Below are 22,498 nucleotides of genomic sequence, written 5' to 3' on the forward strand. Positions count from 1 at the left end.
TTATAAAAAGTCAAGATTTATGCTCAGATTTGTCACAAAAAAGGATTACCTTTCGATAATCCTTTATCTATTAGCTTAATGCCATGATAGCATCGATAAAAAGTTTCTTTGTGAAGTAACCGTTACTAATGAGATAGGCTGTGTGGCGAGCATTAGCCACCATCTGTGCATACTGCTCCTCGGTACATTCTTGAACGCAACGGTCAGCTTCTTCCAGACTTGAAACGACGAAGCCTAGACCATGTTCTTTGATATAGTCTGCATTTGAGAGGTAGTCAGGTACAACAACTGGGAGACCTGCGGCTAAGTAAGTAGAGAGTTTATAAGAGATGTTCATCTTATAGTAGTCAAGCTCGTCCTCTGGTTTTTCCGAATTTCCCCAGACCAGACCAAATCCTCCCTTAGATAGTTCTAGCAAAAGCTCATGTTTATTTCGCCAGCCTTCGAGGTGGACTTTGGAATAATCCTTATCCTCTTGTTTATCTGCGTAGACGTGGAGAGGGGTCGTTTGTTTCCAGTCTAAGATATGTGGGAAACGTGTTGGGTTTCCGGCAAAAATCATTTTCTTTTGGAAAGCAGGCTGGTGCAAGTCCAGACTATGAGGTAAGTCCCAAAGTTTTTGGATGATAATCTTCTCAACTGTTAGCCCTTCCTCAATTAGTCGATCACGCATCTTTTCAGATGGAACAACGACGACATCACAGAGATTGTACATGTCAATATAAGAAGACATGAGATAGTAGTTACTATCAAACATGAGAGGTGGGACGTCATGGATAAACATAACGGTCTTAGCATTAACAGCTTTGAATTTACGGAGCAATCTGCTGTCCCACTCACTACCATTCCATGATGGGGACTGGAAGAAAACAATGTCTCCAACACTTAGTCCTGCTACAATCCCATCAAAGCGGGAATTAAGCTCTCCATCTGGCTCTTGACTACTATCATAGAAATAAATTCCTAGTTCATTAGCACCAAGCTCTCTGGCAATCTTCATGGTATCATTTTGGGCAATCAAGGCCACACTGCGTGAGGACTGGCCAAATAAATTTGTAAAATGTACGCGCATGACATACTTCTTTCTATTATATGATAGGAAGTCCTCTACTTATAAGAAACAATCATAAAAATAAGTAAGAGGATAAAGAGGGCTATGCTGATAGCCAAGGTCAACATTTTTCGAATCGGTTGGCTAGCCCAATAACTTGGTTTACCGATATTACTAGTGGCATCCGTTGAGAAAATCTGTGTTTGACGCGGTTGGATGGTCACTAGGACGATAAGGGCAACCGAAAGAATCACTGCTAAAACCATAAATACTAACATCATAAGACTACCTCAACAAACCAATAAGGGTGAAGATCAAACCGATGATAATAACAAGTCCGAGCATGATTGAAAAACTCTTGTTGATCTTCTCTCCTCTGGTTTCTTTTTCTTTTGTGATAGGCTTTTGCTTGAGTTCTTCCATACGGCCTTCAACGTCACCGTAGAATAAATCTTTTTTAGACATGATTTCCTCCTAAAAGTGATTGTAAGCGGTCGGCCAACTCAGAAGCAGTCAGAGTATTGGCTTGAGCTTCTTGAGCTTGCATAGATTCTTGCATGGCTTGATTGTCGCTTAGGACCTGCTTAATCTTGGCAACCATAGCTGGATAGTTCTGACTGGCATAGATATGCTCTGGTGCTGTATAGACAGGTCCATGAGCTGTTTCTGAAAAGGCCATAATCAATAATTGGTGTTCAAAGGCAGTTCGCGTCGCCTTGTACAATTCATTATGGTGATTGATATCCAAGTAGAGGTCAGACTCTTGATAGAGCTTGTCCAACTGCTTGTGACTAGCGTTTGGATGGAGCACAACGTTTGAATAACGCATCATCGAGAGCAATCTTGGGGACATCTCAGTGACTGCCGCAATCTGGAAGGTCACATCAGGGAGTGACTCAACCAAGGCTTCTAAACGCTCAATTTGGTCTGAATTGGTTGCAATAAAGGCATTACGAGGTTTGCCATGATTTTCCTTGAAGTCATAGGCATAGCCAAGTGACAAGACCTTATGTTTTTTATCCTCAGGCACTAGCGTTAAGGCTTTTTCATAGGTCACCTTATCAGGAATGATGATGGCATTGGCTCTGGCTGAATTATCCTCTAAGATACCATTCATATTGCCTGGTAGGATATCACCCAGTGGCTCTTGCCAGACAAGGACATCAGTGGCACCCTTATTTTGCATAGTCCATGAGACGACGAAAGGTGTTGCCAAGCTATTAAAGATAATGTGATCGATATCACCAAAGACCTGAGCTAGGAAGGCTTTAACAAATTCGGTACGGTTGGCGAAACGACGAAGGGCTTGTCCTGGTAGAGTCAAGAGAATATCACTGGTGAGATGATTTTCCAAGATACGTTCGTCGCCTTCTTTGGTTTGGTAGCTGGTAAAGAGTGCCTGACCGTTCTCATCATGAGTGGTTTTGGCAAAGCAGAATCCGTATTTGTTATAGTGGTCCACTTGGCGAATCTTTCCTGACTTGTCTAACCATTCGACACTTTTAACGATACGAGCCTTGCTACCTTCTGGGTAGGTGATGCGGGCACGTTCTTCGGTAAGATTAGACACACGCGCCATCTGATTGTTCCCTGAAATTTCCCAAAAGGCTGGCACAGGAACTTGGTTGAAAAAGCGTGGTTTGCCAGTCTCCTCTTCTGCTTCTACATAGTAGGTGAAAGGAGAGAGAGCGCCTTGAGGGAGAAAACCATCTGGATTGATGACAACTGTTGTGGCATCATAGCCTGCTACCTGAAGTGAGTAAGCCAAATCCTTACTAGCTTGATTGTAGTAATCACATAAGAATATCATGAGCGTACCTCCTCAAGTAACTGTTTCCAAGCTGCCTTGACTTGACTGGTCAAGAAGCCTTTGGCAAGGTCATAAGATTTTTGACGCATGGCTTCGATAGTGCCTTTTTCATAGAGACGGATAATGGCATCCTTATAGGACTTGGTGATGACATCCACAACATGATTTTCAGCGACAGGGAGGAGATAACCGTTGCCCCCGTCTTCGATAAAGGTTTGATTTCCGTAAGGCACATCAAATCCAATCATCGGAAGACCTGAACCAACCGCCTCCATGAGAGTAAGGCCGAAACCTTCACTGGTTGAAGCTGTTAGATAGACCTCGTACTGGCTATAAATGTCAGTCAAGTCAGCGTGCCCCATGAGTCGGATATAGTCGCCAGCTTGTGCTTCGACAATAATCTCACGCAACTTGGCATCCATACTACCACTACCGTAGATATCAAAAGTGATATCTGGCAGAGTCTTATGAACCTCGATAACCGCACGAACCAACCAGTCAATGTGTTTTTCCTGAGCCAATCGTGAGGCCGTGATCATTGAGAATGGCTTACGTGGTTTGTCCTGCCCAACCAATTCAGGCAGACTTCCCACTGGAATAGTGTAAATCTTTGGATCATGGTTGGTGTAGCGACGGAACTGTTCCTGCAAAATTTCCTTCTGACGATCAGTTGCCACGATGAAGAAATCAACCTTGTCCGCATTGGTAAACTGGTACTCGTAATAGTTATTCCAGAGAATGTAGTTGTCATCAGTTTGATTGACACTAAAATGCTCAGCGTGAACCACTACACCTAGGCGAGCAGCTTGCGCTTCTTCAAAGACCAACTGGCCAATACCTGTTTCACGGTCCAAGATGACCACATCATCCTTGGTTAGGGCTAGACGTTTGAAGAAATAGCGAAGGAATTCTTGCTTACCATAAAGAACCTGATCAGGAAAACGATAGATATCCTGATTATTGTCTCCGACAATCATGTCATAGGCTGTAGACCCATCTTCGTTATAAAAACGACGTTGGTAAACCTTGGCTTGATTGTCCTTAGGCGCAGAATACTCACTGCAGTAACGGGTGTAAGAGTAAAAGTCCTTGCGCAAGAGCTTATCGTTGACAAAATAGCTGACTGTTTCCACCGCACCTTCATCAGTGGCACGAAGGTTACATGCTACTACCATATCATCCTGTGGATAATGGTAACGAATGAGGCGACCAGCAACTTCCTTGCGCTCAGGATTGGCAGGTAAGACGGTCTCTATTTCTGCTAGGCTAATGGTCGATGGCGCAATTTTGATATCTGTAAAATAGTTATGGAGCCAGATGATTTCATCGTCTGAAAAACCAATCTTGCTAGTCATATGCTCGATATTATCCCCAAGGATGAGGTCCATAAAAACAAATTTTGCTTCTTGCCCCATTTCCCTGAAAATCTTAGCACGATAGGCCTGAGCATATTCGACACCACTGCTGGCCCAACCTATGCCTAAATTAATGTTATATACTGTCATAATTTCCTTATTTTATGGGAAATGGCTGATGATATCTCCTTTTTTAGTGACTTGCACCTGACTAAGGAGAAGATTACGAACCATATCCTTTCTGATTTGACGTTTCATGGCTTCGAAGCCCTTGTATGCCTCTTGGTAATATTCGACAATAGGGTTCTTTTGACTGAGTTGCTGGCTACCGATAGCCATTTGGAGTTGTTGCAGATAGTCTACCTGCTCTACCCAGTTGTCATCCACAGCCTTAAGCATGGATAGGCGTTGGAAATACTCGTTAAGTTCCTTGGTTTTCAACTCCTGCTTTTTAGCATCAAGTTCACGATAGGCAAACTGGTAGATGAGTTCCAAGACTTGCTCACGATTGTTGAGGTCTAAATCCTTAGGAATTTCATTGATGCGGAAGCTGATATTACGCAAGATGAAATGGTAAAGATTTTCCGCTTTTGAGAAATCTTCCTCAGCCATAGCTTGGTCGATGAAATCGTCAAGAACCTCGTCAATAACAGTGTCCAAACCTTGATTGTGGTAGATGAGACGGTCACGTTGAGCATAAATCATCTCACGTTGGATGTTCATACTCTCTGCAAACTCAAGCGTCTGACGACGTGAGGTACGACCAGAACTCTCACTAGCTTCTTGGGCTTTTTCAACCAATTTACGATACTTGCGACCGGTCAGTTCCTTAGGCTCAATGTGATCATTAATGGCGTATTCTTTGTAGGTACGGTGAACCCATGATGGACCGTATTTCTTAATCACATCGTCTTCAAGTGAGACGAAGAATTTAGACATACCAGGATCTCCCTGACGTCCAGAACGGCCACGAATTTGCAAGTCAATACGTTGACTTTCCATACGTTCCGTACCGATTACGACCAATCCACCTAGTTCAGCTACGCCCTTGCCGAGCTTGATATCTGTTCCACGTCCTGCCATTGAAGTCGCAACTGTCACGGCACCCATTTGTCCTGACTCAGCAATCATCTCAGCCTCTCGAGGTGCGTTGTTGGCATTTAGGAGGTTATGAGCAATCCCCTCACGCAAAAGTAAAGAAGAGTAAAGCTCTGACATTTCCACCGAACCAACGAAAATCAAGATAGGATTGCCTTTTTCATGATAATGCTTAACATACTCTAAAGAAGCAAAGACCTTCTCTGGCAGAGTCGCATAAATCTTATCTGGATAGTCGATACGTTGTTTCTTACGGTTGGTTGGAATTTGAATGACCTTCATACCATAGGTATCGAGAAATTCTTTTTCCGCAACCTTACCAGTACCAGTCATCCCTGAAATTTTCTTGAATTTTTTAAAGAGACTTTGGTAGGTGATAGAAGCCATGGCTCTGGTTTCTTGTGACAAGGCTACTAATTCCTTGGCTTCGATGGCTTGGTGGAGGCCACCTTGGAGCTTGGTCAATTCCAAGAGACGACCTGTCGATTTATCAAGAAGGACCACTTCAGGCCCCTTCTTACCATCGCGAATGATGTAGTCCTTGTCCTTTTTATAGAGCAAGTGGGCACGAAGTGAAAAAAGCAAATGACGGGCAAAGGTACTATTTTCCTCATCATAAAGGTTGCCAATACCGAGGTAGTTTTCAGCAGCTTTGGCACCCTTAGTGGTCAACCAAACTTCACCTTTTTCCTCTTTGAAGATGTAGTCTTCACCCTCGACCAAGGTGGTCATAAGCGTATCCATCATTCCATAGTAGTTGGACTGAACACGGGGCGCACCAGAAATAATCAAGGGCGTCTGGGCACTATCAAGAAGGACAGAGTCTACCTCATCGACGATAGCATAGTTAAAAGGACGCATGTATTTCCCGTCTTGGTTAGAAGCAAGGTTATCAATCAAATAGTCAAAACCTAGACTGGCATTGGTCGTGTAAACGATATCTGATTGATAGATGGCACGCTTTTCAGTTGGTTCCATCTCATTACTGCCTTCCACACAAGGCACACCAATCGTCAAACCTAGGAACTCATAGACCTGACCCATTTCTTCGGCGTCACGGATAGCCAAGTATTCATTGGTCGTAACGAGGATAGCCCCTTCACCTGACAAGGCATTAAGGTAGACTGGCATGGTTGCCGTCAAAGTCTTACCCTCACCGGTATTCATCTCAGCGATATGGCCCTGGTGCATGACAATGCCCCCCATGACCTGAACGTCATAAGGAAACATACCTAGCACGCGCTTATCTGCTTCACGAACAACCGCAAAAGCTTCTGGCAGGAGGTCGTACAAGCTTTCTCCTTGGGCTAAACGCTCCTTAAATTCCTGCGTTTTATTTTTCAACTCAAGGTTGCTCAGACCAGCCATTTCATCGGCTAGGCCGTTGATTTCCTTGAGTATCTCCTTAACAGGGAGAATAGGATTCAGTTGTTTAAACATGTTCTTCTCCTGTTTCTTCCAGTTTTAAGCTGTAGAAATCCAGCTCTTTGACCCCAGCACTCAAGAGAGAAATACGATAGGTATAAGCCTCATGAGGGTAAATAAAGGTCATGTGGGTACTTTTTTCAATAAGCTGTTTGATTTCATTGCCATAACGGTCCAAAAAGCTGACTTTCAAAAAGACTGAGCCAGTTGGGACGGCTTCGAGATTGGCCGTCAAGTCGTAGCTATGCCCCTTTTTCAAAAGTGGGAGGGCAGGCTGGGTACGAGCAGCTTGATAGTTTTGGATGGCCACCCAAGACTGGATTTCCGTTCCAGATGGCACCAAAGGATTGTAAAATTGCACAGAACCATCTTGGCGTTTAACAATTTTTGAACCATACATGTAGGCTTTGTGGTTTAAGCCCCACAAGATTTCTGATTTCTTGTTTCTGAACATTCTTACTCCTTCCTTCCAAAATCATTTTCTAAAATCATACGGTAAAAATTGACAAACCAAGTTGTCGCCGTATATGAATCATCGTTGTGTCGACCTGACGTTCCCTTACTGAGAATCTTAGCCCCTGAATAATAGAGGGACTTGGTAATATCCTCATAGGCCGTCGGATCCATATCCTCGTCTTTCATGTAAGAAAGACCAAAGGTCGTGTTTGAAAAATCTGCTTTTTCAAACTTATTCCAGAACTTCTGATTAAGGGCCTCAACACCCTCATTATCCAAGCGTCCTGTCTGCAAATGCAAGACATCAATTCCTGTCGGGAAAACCTCTGGTGCCAAAAGTCTGGCACGATTACCGATAGTTCCAACATTGGCTAGGGGTTTAGACATGATGATGGCATGAGGTTCAAAGTCCGCACCATAGTACATAGATGGGAAGGTTCCCATGGACATTCCAGAGAGAATGAGTTGACTATTGTCAAAACCTAGATAGTCCAAGTAATGTTGGATGGTGTCCTTAATACTATTTTCAAGCTCTTCAGTTCCCATGTAGAAGGCCCCCCCTTGGAGACGAGGGTCTGAAAAGAGCAAGAATGGGGTTCCCATCCCTTTCATCATTCCGAAACCTTCGAAACCTTCGGCAGGACGGAAACCTGAGAAGTAAACAGACAAAGGTGGCTTGAAATCCCCAGGATAAAAGAAATAGTTGATTTCCTGACGCTTGCTGTCGTGGAGAATACCACCACCAAGTACAAATTTACCGAATTGGAAACGGGTCAAACGTTGGTGGAGACCACCAATTGTAATCTGACCTTTGCCCTTCATTTCAAGACTAGCAGCCAAGAGGAAGGTCATGTCCTCATCAAGGACAATGGCCCCCTTGCGCATTTCTTCTTCTGAAACGATATAGGTCTTAAAAATACCTGCGACCGAACCTTCTGGCAAAAGATTGAGAATCAAACGACACTCGCAAGTCTCCTCTTTTTCAAATTCCAACCAAAGCTCGATAGGATTTTCCTTGCTGGCTCTGACATTATAGGTCCAATCCAAAACAGGACTAAAATCTTGACCATAATCACCTTTTAAAATGACATTTTCATGACCGTGGTAGGTCACGTCACCAGTAAAATTTGGGTTAACCTGGGTAGTAAAAGGAGACATCTTATCCCCGTATTGGCCTGAAAAGAGTGCTTTTGAAAGGGTAAAGAGCAACTGTCCTTGATTTGAAAAATCAGTCGGCACAGCACAAACTTCCTTCAGAAACTGAAGGAGGCTCTCATCTGGCACTTCAATCGTTTGATCAAAGAAAATAGTGTGAGGAATCAAATACTCTTTAATAGCCATCAATTCCTCAAGACCTTCAAGACTGTCCACTATAACAGCTGTGAAAGTCTTGATTTCGTCTTCTTCGATGGTTTCTTGTAAGGTCTCAAGCTGACCAAGATTGCAATAATACCATTTCATATTTTCAGGAATTTCCTGATTTTCTGACCAGTTGGATGATCCAACTTGTAGTATCTTCAGACGATTATCCTTGGTCATTCTGCTCCTCCTTCAACCAATCTTCCCATTTTTGCACCAAACGGTCTCCTGTATTTTCCTTAATTTTCTCAATAGAGTAGATAAGGGAACGGTTCCAGTTGTTCAACTGTCCCAAATAGTAGTAAGCCCCTTTTTCAAAATCGGACAAGTGCTTCAAGATATAACCATTCTCTTGGTGGGTCACATACTCAGACGCCACACGGTTAATTTGTGGAATACCGGCACTAATTCCAGCAATCTGTGTATAACGATTAGGTTCCTTGCTCAAGTCGACAATGAGACGTGTAAACTGAAGGGCCTTGATAAGGGCAGTCTCGTCACGCAGGTCTTGGAAAGAAAATCGGCTGACGATTTCATTATTTTCTTCTAATTTATTTTCTGCACCACTACTTTCGACAACCTCTTCAAAGGCATCTGGACTCAATCGTTCTTCAATCATTTTTTCCACTTGATTTTGCAGACTACCAAGTTGCTCTGGATTGGCATTAAATGCCCCAAACTCAACCTGTGTCTTTGGATACTTAGCCACAAAAGCCAAAACCTGATAAATAGCCTCTAAATCCAACTGATCGAAGTCAACCTGATAAAAGATTTTAGACTCTTTGACACGTTGACTGGTTCCCAAAGCCAAACGGGTGTCGAAGGAAGCCATGTGTTTGAGTTTCTTAGCCTCTTCTGGATAGGCAACCTGAAGCTGCTCCAAGTAATCGTAACGGTCAGCAATCAACAAGTCCACTTTCGGCAGAAAGACTTCATAGGTGTCAATACTATCGTCCTGATTACGTTCTGCGAACCAAGTCAAAATCTTAGTGTTGTCTGCTGGCAAATGTTCAAAGAGGTGCTTGTTATGGCGTAAATCTGAGGCAATAACAAAACGGTCCTCTGCTTCTACCTTTTCGTCCAAGAATTTAGTCAAAAATTCCCAGATAACTTCTGAAAGTTCACCGTAGTAACTCTTATTAAAACGACCTTCCGTACGAGGGTTGGCTACAATTCCACGGCCATCAAAGAAATGACAGAGTTGCCAAACTCCCTTGGCATTGAGGTAGTTTCGATAGCTTGGTTGTCCATCTTCATAATAAAGACTACTTGAAATAAAGCCGCGGTCATCATAGATGTCTTCACGAATGATTTGCTCATCTTTATAATAGCGAATCATGCCAATAAAGCCTTCTGAACCGAACTCAATCTCGGCATAACGCTTGTGTTGGCATTGCACCACAATAGCAAATGGTGTGTGAACAAAGGTAGATCCTTCTGGCCATTCCAAATCTGTCACTTGAAGGTTTTTCATATCTTCATCAGTGATACCCTGAATCAAGTCAAAAATAGCCGTATAGCCAACTTCCAAGACATCATGACGATGCAGGAAATAACGCAAATGCGGTTGATAGGCCAAAAGCAAAAGCTGAGGTGCTAAATCCTCATCCTGAAAAATACGAACTTGGTGCAAGCTATCATCAAATTCGATTTTTTGGCGGATACGGTACCAAGGATCAATGGCCGTCTTCCAAAATTCATCCGTCTGTCCATACCAAGCTGGAATAAAATAATACATGAGTTCTCCTTCATTGTCTTTTCATCACAATACTTGAGATTGAGGGGCAGACCGATCACGCATCACCAGCCTGCCTCTCAACCCCACGAGGGGTGAGATATTATACATTTTCAAAAAGTGGGGTGTAGGAAGTGTTAAGCTTCAAGGCTTTCATTTCCTCGTTAACGTTGTAAATCATACCGCTAAAAATCAAGAAGGTACCAGGAATCATACTAAGCTGCAGGTAATCTGGATTGACCAAGATAATGAGCATCGGAGCACCTGCCATAAAGAGCATATAAAGGGCACCGATGAAACCAAGTCTAAGGACCAAATGGTTGATATAGGCACTGGTTTCTTGTCCTGGATAAACGCCGTAGATGTACTCACCTGACTTGCGCATACGCTCAGAGATTTGCTCACCAGAGACATTAACAAAGGCAAAGGCTAACCCTAGAACGAAGAGCATGACCAGATAAACAACCAACCAAAGAGGTTGACCGACTGTCAAAGCCTTGATGGCACCACTAGTCCACTTGCTTTCAGGATGGATAAATTGAATCAGCATAAAAACATACTGCGGAATACTAACCAGCGACATAGCATACATGAAAGGCATCCCTCCGGCTGGATTCAACATAATATCCAAGTAAGAATACTGTTTAAAGCGGTTATGAATATTGATTTTATTAATTGAGATACGGTATCTCGCCCTCTGCACAACCCCTGAAATATAGAGGAAGACCAAACTGAATAGAATCAGAGGAAGCAAGACATCCCAACCGATACCTAACTTTTCAATACTATCCATGATTTGATAGGGCAGATTGGCCATCATACTTGCCATCAAGATAACAATGGAGCCTCCAATCCCAAAGAGAGAGTTGAGGTCTGATAGCCAAACCAAGAAGAAGGTCCCGGCAATTAATAAAATGGTATTCATGAAAATAGCGAGACTAGCATTAACCCCTGAAACGATAGGTAAATTCAAGGATACTGCCAAAGATTGAACAATGGCAATCCCTAGGGCCAAATACATGCGTCTACGGTCCTGAATTTCAATGGGGAGATTTTTCAAGCCCATTTTCTTAGAGAAAGAAAACATCTGCCAGAGAATCATGGCCGACATCCAGGGCGACAAACCCACTGAAAATAGAGACATGGACCTGAGGTTTCCACCCATCATGGCACTAGAGAAAGCCAAGGAACCTATGGCTCCCCCAAAGATATTTGCATTTTTCAAATCCACAAACGGTAGAACCAATTGATTTCCCAAACAATAAATAAAGAGGAAAAAGAGGGTCCATAAGACACGTTTGGTGATTATCGATTGACTAATTTTTTTCACTATTACTCCTATTTCCTGCCCATAGACAGGCTGATGTTATTTCGATTGAAACGAGACAGAGACGCCATTTCAGCCTACTTATCCAAGCAAAGGATTACAGGCTCTTCTTACGCATTTGGCGAATGGTCTCAGCCATCTCTTTCCAACGATCTCTTGAGTAGGTTTGTTGGTTATGCTTGGTTGACTTAAGGTCCTCGAACCCTAAAATCGGTTTGTTTTCAAACCTAAAGGCATCAAGAATTTCCACTACTTTTCTTCCTGGATTGATATCTAGAAGCAAGTCACTGGTACGCAACAATTCCAAATCTAGCCCATTTAAGCCCGCAATGGCTGAGTAAACCGTCACATTTGGATAGGTAATCAATTGGGCTAGTTTATCTGTCACATGCTGTCGAGAGGCAATTTTAAACTGTACCTTAGGAAGAGCCGAGATAAGGTCCGTCAAATGAGGAATTTCTGAAATGTTGGTGTAAACCAAACAAGTAAATGGACGGCCCTTAGGATAAATCATGTCCTCTGAAAGTGGCAATAAAGCGGTATTTTCAGCAACCTCTGACCAATCCATTTGAGCATAGAACCACCAGACCTCGCGATAAGCTTGGCAAGCCAATGGTAACCAAGGCTTACGGTGTGAGGCATAATGCACAACCTTAGGATAGTCTTGACCATTTGGCAGATGGAAACCAGCTAAACTAGACTTGGTAACCGCATAGTTGTTGTCAAAAGACAAGGGCAACCAGTTGTTACGGAAGACCATGTTTAGAATGGACTGCTCTGCAAATGGTACCTTATCATGCCATTCACTAGTCATGTCAATAAAGTGACGCCTCATGTTGTACTGCTTCCAATAAGCCGTATCAATCACCATGAATCCTACATCAAACATCGCCTGACTATCCTGAACTTGAACGGCATAGTCACGTACGGCAGCCAAAGGTCGACCTTGCAAATCAAGGGTAAAGAGGTCCTCTAGAGAACCTGTAACCACCATGTCACTATCCAAATAAAGGGCCCGTTCCTCAGACACAAAGTCCGCCACAAAATAGCGAAGATAGCTTGCATAGTTGCTATTAGTCTTGTATTGCTTGATATGACTACTATCCACACGACAGTTAATCACTTCACTACCAAAGGCAGCCAGATGACGGTTTAGTCCTCTAAACCACTCTTGAGAGAAATCATCGTTAATCAAGTAAAAACGAATGTTGCGATGATGGAAAACGATGGATTTGATGGTCGTAAGCACTTGGTCAACATAAGTATAGTTAGCTGCAAGAACAATAGCACGCTTTTTAGTCTCATAACGTTGAGGAGCTAAACTCAAGACCTGGAATTTCTCCTGAATGGAGCGGTAGGCATCAGAATCCGTGAGACCTTGCTCCTCCACATTTTTCAAGCAAGCCTCTAGCATCTGACGGTAGGTGACCATGTATTTTTCCAGAGGGAAACCATGACTAGCAACAATAGCCAAGCGTTCTTCCATGGCATAAACCAAGGTCATCATCCAGTCTTGCATCCAAGTCGCTGATGGCATCTCTGGATTCTCACGATATACATAAAGTCCCTTGTTGAGATAAACCGTACGCTCACTCATGAGATAGGCTTTAAGGTTGAAAAAGCCATCCTCCCCTGCATGCTCTTTTGGAAAAAGCAAGTCATTAAACAAAGAACGTTTGTAGAGTTTGCCTGTCGCAGAAATCAGAGCGATGTTAATGTTATTGGTTTCTTCAAAGAGGCCATCAATAATCTGAGCCGGTGAATAAACCTGCTCATAATAATCTTCATCCTTGATATAAAAATAAAAGAGATCTTCCGATTCCTTATAGACACTGTAATTAGCCACTGCGATATCCGCCTTGTGGGCCTGAAGAGTCTTATAAAGTTCCTCCAGATAAGTAGACTCTACCCAATCCTCAGCATCCACGTAGGTGACGTAAGCTCCCTTAGCCTGACGAATACCAATATGGCGAGCATCTGAAAGCCCTCCATTATCCTTTTTAAAATAGAGGATGCGAGAATCCCTAGCAGCATAACTACGGCAAATGGCATCACTATTATCTATTGAGCCATAATTGATGAGAATAATTTCAAGATTTTGATAGGTCTGCCCCAGGACGCTGTCTAGACAGGTCTGGAGTTGATTTTCTACATTGTAAACGGGAATAATTACGGAAATTTTTTCTGTCATTTTTTATTTCTTATTTTTCTAGCTAATACATTTTTTTATTTTCCTGTCTCAAACTTTCATAAGATAGCAAGGAACAGTCTAAGAATCTGACAAGCATTTTACGGCCACAAGATATAAAGATCGTAAGCACATTCTATACACTTTTTCCTTGATTTTATCGAGACTTAACCATATTAAATTATAACATAATACCACTTAATTTTCTAATAGATTAACTTTTTTATGAGGGATTTTTTTCAAATAAATTTCCTTTTATTTTCAGAAAAAACTGATAGTTAGGAAGATTGAAATAAGTGGATAGAAAAAGAGATAGCTCCGATGAGAAACTATCTCTTAGAATAATTAAAACGTTTTGACGAGAGTTCTTAACCCCTTGACTTCTCTTACCCTTTATCCACAATTTTAATACGGCTACTGCCATCATGCGACTTGATGATAGCTAATTGTTGGGCGATGCCTTCTTTCATGTCGTCCACGTGACTGATGACACCGACCATACGGTTTTCACCGATTTGTTCCAGAACAGCGATGGCTTTGGTCAGGGCTTCCTTATCCAGTGAACCGAAACCTTCGTCGATGAAGAGGGCTTCAACAACAGCACCCTTGCTGGTATTTTGGACGACTTCTGAGAGGGATAGAGCAATAGCTAGTGCGGCGATAAAGGTTTCTCCTCCAGACAAGGATTTGACGGAACGCTCGCTACCTGTCAGCTGGTCATAGACGTTGATGTCTAAGCCGAAGTGATCACGCGCCCGACGCCCTTCTTCACTCAGAACAAAGGAATAGCGGTTATCCGTTAAGAGACCGATGTAGTTAGCATTGGCATAGTCCAAGATTTGTTGGAAATACTGACGGATAACATAGACTTCAAGATTGAGTCGCCCAGTGAGAGCCGTATTTTCTCCCTTAACCACCTTGACCAAATCACTGAGTTCTTGGTGAGCTTTAAAGGCCTCTTGATTACTGTCTTGAAGGGTTTTGGCCGCTTTGTAGGTAGCCGTCGCATCCTTAAGCCCCTGCTCCATGACAGAAACCTGAGCCAGTTGCTTATCATAGCTTTCCTGACAATCCTCTACTGCTTGTGTTAGATTGCCAAGGTCCGGCTTTTCTTGGTCTTTGATAAGCTCTTGACCCTTGACAATCTGCGCCTTCAACTCTTGTTTAAGAGTTTGGTAGCTTGTCAATTGAGCCTGGAGCTTAGGAATCGCTTGCTTGTTCACCTCAAGAAGCCAAAGCTGGATTTGCTCTAGGTCATTGGTGAGGGCCCCTTCAGCCATAAGACTTTGGTCTAGTTCAGCCGATAAACGCTTAGTTTCTTGGCTAGCATTTTCTTTAGACTTGGTTAAGCTCTCAAGTTGCCCCCTGATTCCTTGAATGTCGGCATGAAGTTGGTTGTAGGCTTCACTATTTTCCTTGACTTGCTTATTGTAGAGGTCCAACTCCTGCTTTGCTAGGGAAATACGTTCTTGATAAACCTCAACAGATTCAAGCTCTTGATGAGCTTCTTGTAACTCCTTAAGACGTTCCTTAGCTTGGTCAAGCGCCGCCTTAGCCTCTTGATAGGCTTTAGCCAAATCTATCGATTTTTCCTGAGCCTTGGCTAACTCATCTTTATAATGGAGACGATCTGCCTCTTCCTTATCAAAGCGTTTGTGTAGCTCTTGATAATACTGTTCAACCTTTCGGAGTAAGGTTTGTCCACAGTCTGCTTCATAGTCCTCAGCAAAATCAAAATCAAATTGTCCCTTAACTTGCTCTTTTAGTTCTTGATAGTGTTTTTCAAGAGTTAACTTGACTTTAGCTACTTGGTCAAGCAAATCTTGACGTTTAGATTCAACCTCGCTCAAGGTAGCCTGACGATTTGACAAGGTAGCCACTTGCCTTTCTTTTTGAGCTTGAAGTTCCTCCACCTGATTCATGAGATCCTTCAAGGCCGCTTCATTCGCCTTTGTCCCATCGACCTTAGGATGGGCAATGGAACCACAAACCATACATGGCTGTCCATCCTCTAATTCTGCCTGCAACTGGGCAATCATGAGTTGACGACGTGAAGCTAAAGTGGTTGCTAACTGGTCTTCCAATTCCTTGAGACTTTCTTGAGCTTGGTCAATATCCAAAGATAACCCTTGTTGACGTTTTTCCGTCTTGGCCAACTCCTGCTTCAAGTCCTCTATTTCTTTCAGGTCCTGAGCCAGTTGATTATCCACACTGTAACCCACAGACTGGAGGAGTTTTTCGGCTTCATGCAAGCTATCTAAACTTAGGCGATTGGCCTCCAAATCTGACAAGGACTGGTTGAGGAGCTCAATCTTTTTCGACGCCTGTTGATAGGTTTCTTCCAACTGCTTGTAGTTAGTACGTGAACGTTTGATTTTCTCCTGCTCTCGGACAAGACTCTGAGCATAGATAATATCCTCTTTCCAAGTTTCAAGCTCCTCTTCTTTTTGAAGAGAGTCCTTAGATTGAGCTGCGAGTGCCTCTTTTTGTGCCTTAACTCCCTCAAAAGCCTGCTGCTTTTCACTCAATTCTTCCTGAGCGATTTCAAAATCCTGCTCTAATTGCAACAACTGTTTCTGATATTGTTTGAGGCTACTAATAGTTTCTTGCAACCCTTGGGCAAACTGCAATTCCTCCAGATGCACTTTAGCCTCTGCCTGTTCTTGAGCACCTTCCTCAATTTCCAGACGGTAACGTTCCTTGGCTTGCTTCAATTCTTGGAAAATCATTGCCAAATCTTGGGCAGTTTGCAAGCTCTTCTGCAGCTTAGCCAAATCCTCATGGGCATCCTTCAAGATGCTTTTTTGCTCCGTAAGACTTTCTTGACGCTGAGACAAAAGCTCTTCAAGGCGTGCCAATTTTTCAGAGGCCGGTGTTTGCCCCAAGACTGCTAATTCCTCCTCAGACCAGACCTGACTAGCAAAATGGCCATCTAGCTGAGCTTGACGCTTATCCATATCCTTATTGCTCTGACGAAGACGCTCTTCCAAGCTCTTTTGAAAACGGTCAAAAATACCCGTTCCAAAGATTTTCTTTAAAATCTGAGTCTTGGTCTTGGAATCTTCTTTCAAGAAACGGCTGAAATCATTTTGCGGAAGGAGAATAATCTGTTTGAACTGCTCAGCATTGAGCCCCAAAATCTGCTCAATCTGGTCACTCACTTCCTTGATCTTATCCCCAAGCTTTTCAATCTCCTGACCACCAATTTTATCCACAATGACTAGAGAAGCCGTCGCTTTTTGCATGGTCGTACCCCCACCTCGCTTGGCTCTCTCCTGCTGGAGCACTCGCTCAATGCGATAAAGATGCTTGCCCTGTTGGAAGTAGAAAGTCACCTTAGTCAGATCGTCCTCTGGACCAGCGAAGGTTGACCGCATCTCCTCAACATTGCGATCGCCACTGGTTGTGGCAAACAAGGCAACCGTCATGGCATCAAAGAGTGTACTCTTACCAGCCCCCGTGTCCCCACCAATCAAAAAGAGGGGAGCGTGGTCAAACTGGGTGAAATTGATGACTTCCTTACGATAAGGTCCAAAATTGGTCAATTCTAACTGAACTGGTCTCATTGTCCACTCCTTCCAATCTCCTCAAAAATACTTTCCACAAGGGCAGTTTGTCTCTCCGACAAGACTTCGCCCCCAGTCACTGTCTGGTAAAAATCAGAGACAATTTCCTGAGGCGACTGCATTTCCAAATCTTTTAAGTGCTGATCTACAGTCAAGCTTTCTTCCCTGACATCACCCAAACGACTGAAAGTGATTTCTACAATGTCTGTCCCATAAATCTCTTCCAAACGGGCACGCACATTGATTCCCTCTAATTCCTTACGACTGAACAATTGAATATCAAAGGCAAACCAAGCCTTTTGACAAGGCTGCTCCTTATAAAATTCAGGTGACACCAAGGTTTCAAAAGACGCCTGCAAGGCCAAAATCGGTCGTTTGACCTCTAGAGGATGGAAGGTCTGAGACAAGTCTCCAGTTGCATCCAATTCAACAATATAGACACCCTTTTCTTCCTTACGCTTGGCTTCTTTGACATTAAAGGCGACCGGACTGCCTGAATATTGCACGCGCTGGTTCGGACTGGCAAAACGCGTATGGATATGCCCCAAGGCCACATAATCGAAAGCCTTGAAAAGGTCACTGGTCACATTAGAAAGACCACCTACCGTATTGCTGGTTTCAGACAACATCAATTCTCTTAGACTTTGACCATCGCTATCATCCTTCTTAGAAACCGCAAAATGCGTCACCAAAATATGGGCCTTGTCAGGATCAAAAGCTTTTTCCATATCCTCGAGAATGTAGGCCAAGGCATCACCAATTCCCTGAATTTCCTTATTCTCATCGTCTTTATAGTAAATACGAGCATCAATGGGGTCAATAAAGGGAAGCAGGAAAATCTGGCAAGCCTCCAACTCAATAGGCTCAAAAGCCTCCTCCAAACGTGTGCTCAAATGAAGGCCCTGAGGTTGAAAGAAGTCACGCCCAAAATGCAAACGTTCCGCACCATCGTGGTTGCCACTAATAGCATAGACAGGAATCTGCTCCTCCAAGACCAAGCGGGCCAAGGTCTTATTAAATAGCTTAATCGCATCCACAGGCGGCACCGCACGGTCATAGAGGTCTCCCGCAATGATAACCCCATCCACTTTTTCGCTAATAGCCAAATCCACAATCTGTTGAAAGGCCCACTCCTGCTCCTCCAACAAAGACCAGCCATTGAGGGTTCGCCCCACATGCCAATCTGACGTATGTAAAAACTTCATGACAGTCTCCTCATTCGTTTTGTCTTACTCTATTGTACCTTATCAAGCTAAATACTGCTTAAAAGATTCACAAACCTTGGGAGATTCCATAATTTTTATCCGCAGACCAAAAAATCTCTCCCGAGCAATCACGCTCGAGAGAGATTTTATTTTTGGATTTTATGAGAGATAAGGTGTGGAAATCTTAGTCTTGGTTTTTACGACGATTCATAGCTGCAAGTCCTGACATGAGTCCCATGACAACAACACCCATTGCTGCAAGGTTGTTATCTGACTCACCTGTTACTGGCAATTGTTCATCGCCTTCTTTAGCTTTATCAGAGCCATCTGCCTTCTTACCATCTTTGTTTCCAGATTTCTTCTTATCTGAACCTTTACCATCTGATGCTCCATCAGCAGCTGAACCAGATCCAGAACCTTTAGATCCTTTAGAACCGTTTGAAGTTGCTTTGACAGCCTTAGATGTTGAACTTCCAGATTGACCACCGTTACCGTTTGATGGTGTTGAGCCATCTTCGACTTTACGGTAGATGTAAGTTACGACTGTTTGACCTTCTGTCATCTTGTCTGTAGATTTACCTTCTTGACGGATCAATTCATATTTCACACCGTTACGGTAGATGTAACGGTCACCATGAACATTAACTTCTGAACCAACAGAGTTAGTGATCACAAGTGGCATCTTGATTTGGTTACCATACTCGTCACGGTAGATAACAACGATAGTACCAACTTCTTTGTTAACTGCCGGTTTAGCAGGTTCTGCATTAACCACCTTGTAAACAACCTTTGTATCTTCACCAGGGTTGCTTGGTGTCACACCAGTCTTATCAGCCTTGTAACCTTTCACTTCAGGAACAAGTGTCATAGCAGCCTTAGTTGGATCGTTAGGATCATTTGTGTAAGTAACTGCTTCAACACCTGGGATTGGATTCCCTTTTTCGTCAACGGCAATAATCTTACCAAATTTAGTGTAAGTTACAGTCTCAACCTTGCTGTCCATAGTGACATCTTGAGAAGCCACACGGCCTTTATCGGCGAAGTAACCGTTAACCATTGGTGTAATCACGAGATCAAACTTAGTCTTATCTGCCTTCCATTCACCAGTTGTAAGAATATCACCTGTTACAGAATCAAGCGTCAATGAACGTTTCCATTGTGCTTTCTGAACACTATCTGCTGGCAATTTAGCATTGCTATCTTTGCTTGCATAGTGAACAGTGTATGTCACATCTTTAAGGTAAGCATCCTTAGCTGGCCATTTTGGACCGTTTGGTTGGTTAGGATAGATTGGTGTTCCTGGTTCGTGAGCATTGTCTGGATTAAAGTCAAGTGCTACACGTTTGAAGCTTACTGTCCAAACTTGGTCAACTGTGCTATCCAAGTCAAAGCTTGCACCAGTTGGGTAACCATCTGTTACAAGGACATAGCCAAGGTCTTGATAGTGTTTGATACGTTCAGCTGTTGAATAGTTAACCGCTTCACCAGACTTACCAGCCAAAGCAACAGTTTCAAGGGTTGAACCACTTGTTTCATCACGGTAAACAACACTTGCTTTTTGATCGTTCTTAACGTAAACAACCTTAGTATCGCTAGACAAGTCACCTGGTGTTACAGGTACTACCTTAGCAGTGTAACCTGGGATAGTTGGCAAGTTCTTGTCAACTGCAATCATCTTAGTTGGATCGTTAGGATCATTGATGTAGGCAGTATCTGACACACCTGCAATTGGGTTCCCATTTTCATCGACAATGACAAATTTACCAAAGGCCTTATAAGTTACGGTATCAGTTGCTTCTGGAGCATCTGGAGTTACTGTCTTACCACCTGCTACCGCTTTATCGGCATAGTAACCATTAACAACAGGAACCTTAACTGTACCGTAAGTGTGGCTAGTTTCATTCCAAGTCACCTTGCCAGTCGCTTGGTTATCCTTACCTGCAAAGGTATAGTCAGATTTCACATCTGCAGCTGGAGTTTTATCGCCAGCACCTTGGAATGTAACTGTTTGTTTCGTCGCCTTAGTCACATCGTTAACGATTGCTACGTAAACGACACGAGTGTCTTCACCTGGATTTGATGGTGATGCAGGGACAACCTTAACAGTGTAACCAGGAATACTTGGAAGCGTCTTGTCGATGGCAATCATCTTAGTCGCATCATTAGGATCGTTAGTGTAGGCAGTTGTTGATACACCTGGAATTGGATTTCCATTTTCATCCACAGCGATAAATTTACCAAAGGCTTTGTATGTCACTGTGTCTGTCGCATTTGGTGCATCTGGAGTAACTGTCTTGCCACCTGCTACCGCTTTATCGGCGTAGTAACCAATAACAACTGGAGTCTTAACTGTTCCATAAGTGTGAGTCGTTTCAGTCCAAGTTGTTGTATTAGTTGTAGGATCTTCTTTACCGTTGAAGCTAAAGTCATTTTGAGTGTTGGCAGCTGGTGTCTTCGTATCAGCACCAGTGTATGTCACTGTTTGACTTGTTGCTTTAGTAACATCTTTAGTGTCTTTTTCCACGATAATGTGGTAACGGTAACCTGGAGCTAGGTATTGACCACCACCATTGGCATCAATTGAAGCGTCCAATCCTTGCGAACCGTTGGCAAATTGAACAAGGTCAACGACACGGCTTTGGTTACGGTCCCAAGTACGTTCTGAACGGATAGTTGCAATACCGTTGTTATAGTCGTATTGACGTTCTGACTTCAAGACATCTACGTAAGCATTAGCTTTAGATTTGTCAGCAGATGCATACTTGATGCGGTATCCTGCTGGTACTGGTGGAAGTTCTGTTACACCAGCATCGTAGATTTTATTGTAAGTCTTACCGTTTGCTGTGATTGTTTCAGTTGAGTTATTGATACGGTATGTTGAAGATCCAGGAATCTTGTTTCCTGCTTCATCGACATAGTCAATAATACCAAGGTTAGCGTAGTTAACAACAACCATGTAATTACCGTTTGTAACGTAGTCATAAGGTCTCATTACTCCTCGGTTATCACGACCGACTTTGAGGTGGTTGATGTAATCAATATTAACAAAGTATTGTTGACGCTCTGGCAAATAGGCAAGTTTGTAGCCAAGGTTTGTCAAGTCAGGGTTTGTTGAGCCTGCTCCAGCATTTGTCAAAACAGCAACCGCATCAGCTGTACGAAGGCTACGGTTTGATACCGCAAGTCCCATAGCATTGATGAGGTTTTCAGAGTTAAGGCTTGCTTCAGCAGCATTCAATTCACTGCTTGTCACAGCTAACTCGCTAGTCGCTACTTTAAGGACACTATTTACAGCGTTAGTTGTAGACTCTGCACTGGCAGTTTCTGCTGCAGTCGCAACTGAAGTAGCCGCACTTGTTTGTGCTGATACTTGACCAGCAACAGGAGTTTCTGCTACAGCTGTTGAGCTAAGAGCTTGAGCACTTGTAGCTACAGATGAAGCAGTCGCTGTTGCAGACTCAGAGCTCGCTTGCGATGCAGCCTGAGAAGCTACTTCTGAACTAGCTGCTGTTTGACTAGTTGTTGAAGCTGCTTGGCTTTGAGCTGCTGATTGTGGTTGTTCACTAGCCAAGGCCACAGTAGAGACTGAACTTGGTGCGTTTTCTGTTGTTGCTGGAGCTACTGATGTTGTTGGCGTTGATTGCTCCACGACGACATCTGGCTCAGCAGTTGTTTCCATACCTGCGGTAGTTGGTGCTACCGTTTCATCAGCTTGGGCACCCTGTGCATTTGAGAAGATTGAAACTCCCAAAAGTACAGAGGCTACACCAAAGCTGTATTTTCTTAATGAAAAACGTTGGCGTTTATTAAACATATCTCTCATAATAATAAATTTCCTCAATATCCAAATTACTTTATATACAATTTCCATTTTATACTATAATTATTAAATTGTCAAATATATACTAATAATTGTGTAAAAG

General features: G+C 43.1%; 14 protein-coding genes. All 14 read right to left on the reverse strand.

Going from position 1 to position 22,498, the window contains the following annotated elements:
• Positions 1-70 precede the first annotated feature (70 nt).
• The gene (locus tag H7U04_RS07710; protein ID WP_048790129.1) at positions 71-1,072 is read right to left on the reverse strand and encodes a sugar transferase; all 1,002 of its coding nucleotides are present in this window, start codon (positions 1,070-1,072) and stop codon (positions 71-73) included.
• 35 nt (positions 1,073-1,107) lie between these two features.
• Positions 1,108-1,332 (reverse strand): accessory Sec system protein Asp5, encoded by a 225-nt coding sequence (asp5, locus tag H7U04_RS07715; protein WP_002883546.1) that lies wholly within the window; start codon positions 1,330-1,332, stop codon positions 1,108-1,110.
• 4 nt (positions 1,333-1,336) lie between these two features.
• On the reverse strand, positions 1,337-1,516 hold the full coding sequence (gene asp4 / locus H7U04_RS07720; protein WP_002883547.1) for an accessory Sec system protein Asp4: 180 nt from the start codon (positions 1,514-1,516) through the stop codon (positions 1,337-1,339).
• Positions 1,509-2,861 carry an accessory Sec system glycosylation chaperone GtfB gene (gene gtfB, locus H7U04_RS07725; protein WP_110981090.1) on the reverse strand — a complete coding sequence of 451 codons (1,353 nt, stop codon included), beginning with the start codon at positions 2,859-2,861 and terminating at the stop codon, positions 1,509-1,511. Before gtfB ends, asp4 begins: the two co-directional genes overlap by 8 nt.
• The gene (gtfA, locus tag H7U04_RS07730) at positions 2,858-4,366 is read right to left on the reverse strand and encodes an accessory Sec system glycosyltransferase GtfA (RefSeq protein ID WP_110981091.1); all 1,509 of its coding nucleotides are present in this window, start codon (positions 4,364-4,366) and stop codon (positions 2,858-2,860) included. Before gtfA ends, gtfB begins: the two co-directional genes overlap by 4 nt.
• A 12-nt stretch (positions 4,367-4,378) precedes the next feature.
• On the reverse strand, positions 4,379-6,754 hold the full coding sequence (secA2, locus tag H7U04_RS07735) for an accessory Sec system translocase SecA2 (protein ID WP_201059599.1): 2,376 nt from the start codon (positions 6,752-6,754) through the stop codon (positions 4,379-4,381).
• Positions 6,747-7,193, reverse strand: coding sequence for an accessory Sec system protein Asp3 (gene asp3 / locus H7U04_RS07740; RefSeq protein ID WP_201043252.1), 447 nt, complete (start codon positions 7,191-7,193; stop codon positions 6,747-6,749). Before asp3 ends, secA2 begins: the two co-directional genes overlap by 8 nt.
• Positions 7,194-7,195: 2 nt before the next feature.
• The gene (gene asp2 / locus H7U04_RS07745; protein WP_201043254.1) at positions 7,196-8,734 is read right to left on the reverse strand and encodes an accessory Sec system protein Asp2; all 1,539 of its coding nucleotides are present in this window, start codon (positions 8,732-8,734) and stop codon (positions 7,196-7,198) included.
• On the reverse strand, positions 8,721-10,292 hold the full coding sequence (gene asp1 / locus H7U04_RS07750) for an accessory Sec system protein Asp1 (RefSeq protein WP_110981094.1): 1,572 nt from the start codon (positions 10,290-10,292) through the stop codon (positions 8,721-8,723). Before asp1 ends, asp2 begins: the two co-directional genes overlap by 14 nt.
• Positions 10,293-10,392: 100 nt before the next feature.
• Entirely contained in the window at positions 10,393-11,619 is a 1,227-nt protein-coding gene (gene secY2, locus H7U04_RS07755) for an accessory Sec system protein translocase subunit SecY2 (protein ID WP_073685251.1), read from the reverse strand.
• A 94-nt stretch (positions 11,620-11,713) separates the two neighbouring features.
• On the reverse strand, positions 11,714-13,807 hold the full coding sequence (locus H7U04_RS07760) for a glycosyltransferase (protein ID WP_110981095.1): 2,094 nt from the start codon (positions 13,805-13,807) through the stop codon (positions 11,714-11,716).
• Positions 13,808-14,190: 383 nt separating this feature from the next.
• On the reverse strand, positions 14,191-17,370 hold the full coding sequence (locus H7U04_RS07765; RefSeq protein ID WP_156685296.1) for an AAA family ATPase: 3,180 nt from the start codon (positions 17,368-17,370) through the stop codon (positions 14,191-14,193).
• Positions 17,367-18,575: an exonuclease SbcCD subunit D gene (locus H7U04_RS07770; RefSeq protein ID WP_110981097.1), complete on the reverse strand. Its 1,209-nt coding sequence runs from the start codon at positions 18,573-18,575 to the stop codon at positions 17,367-17,369. Before H7U04_RS07770 ends, H7U04_RS07765 begins: the two co-directional genes overlap by 4 nt.
• Before the next feature lie 184 nt (positions 18,576-18,759).
• Positions 18,760-22,398 (reverse strand): mucin-binding protein, encoded by a 3,639-nt coding sequence (locus H7U04_RS07775; protein WP_201043258.1) that lies wholly within the window; start codon positions 22,396-22,398, stop codon positions 18,760-18,762.
• Between the last annotated feature and the right edge of the window lie 100 nt (positions 22,399-22,498).

The sequence above is a fragment of the Streptococcus sp. 22.1 genome (genome assembly GCF_016648645.1).
Lineage (GTDB): Bacteria > Bacillota > Bacilli > Lactobacillales > Streptococcaceae > Streptococcus.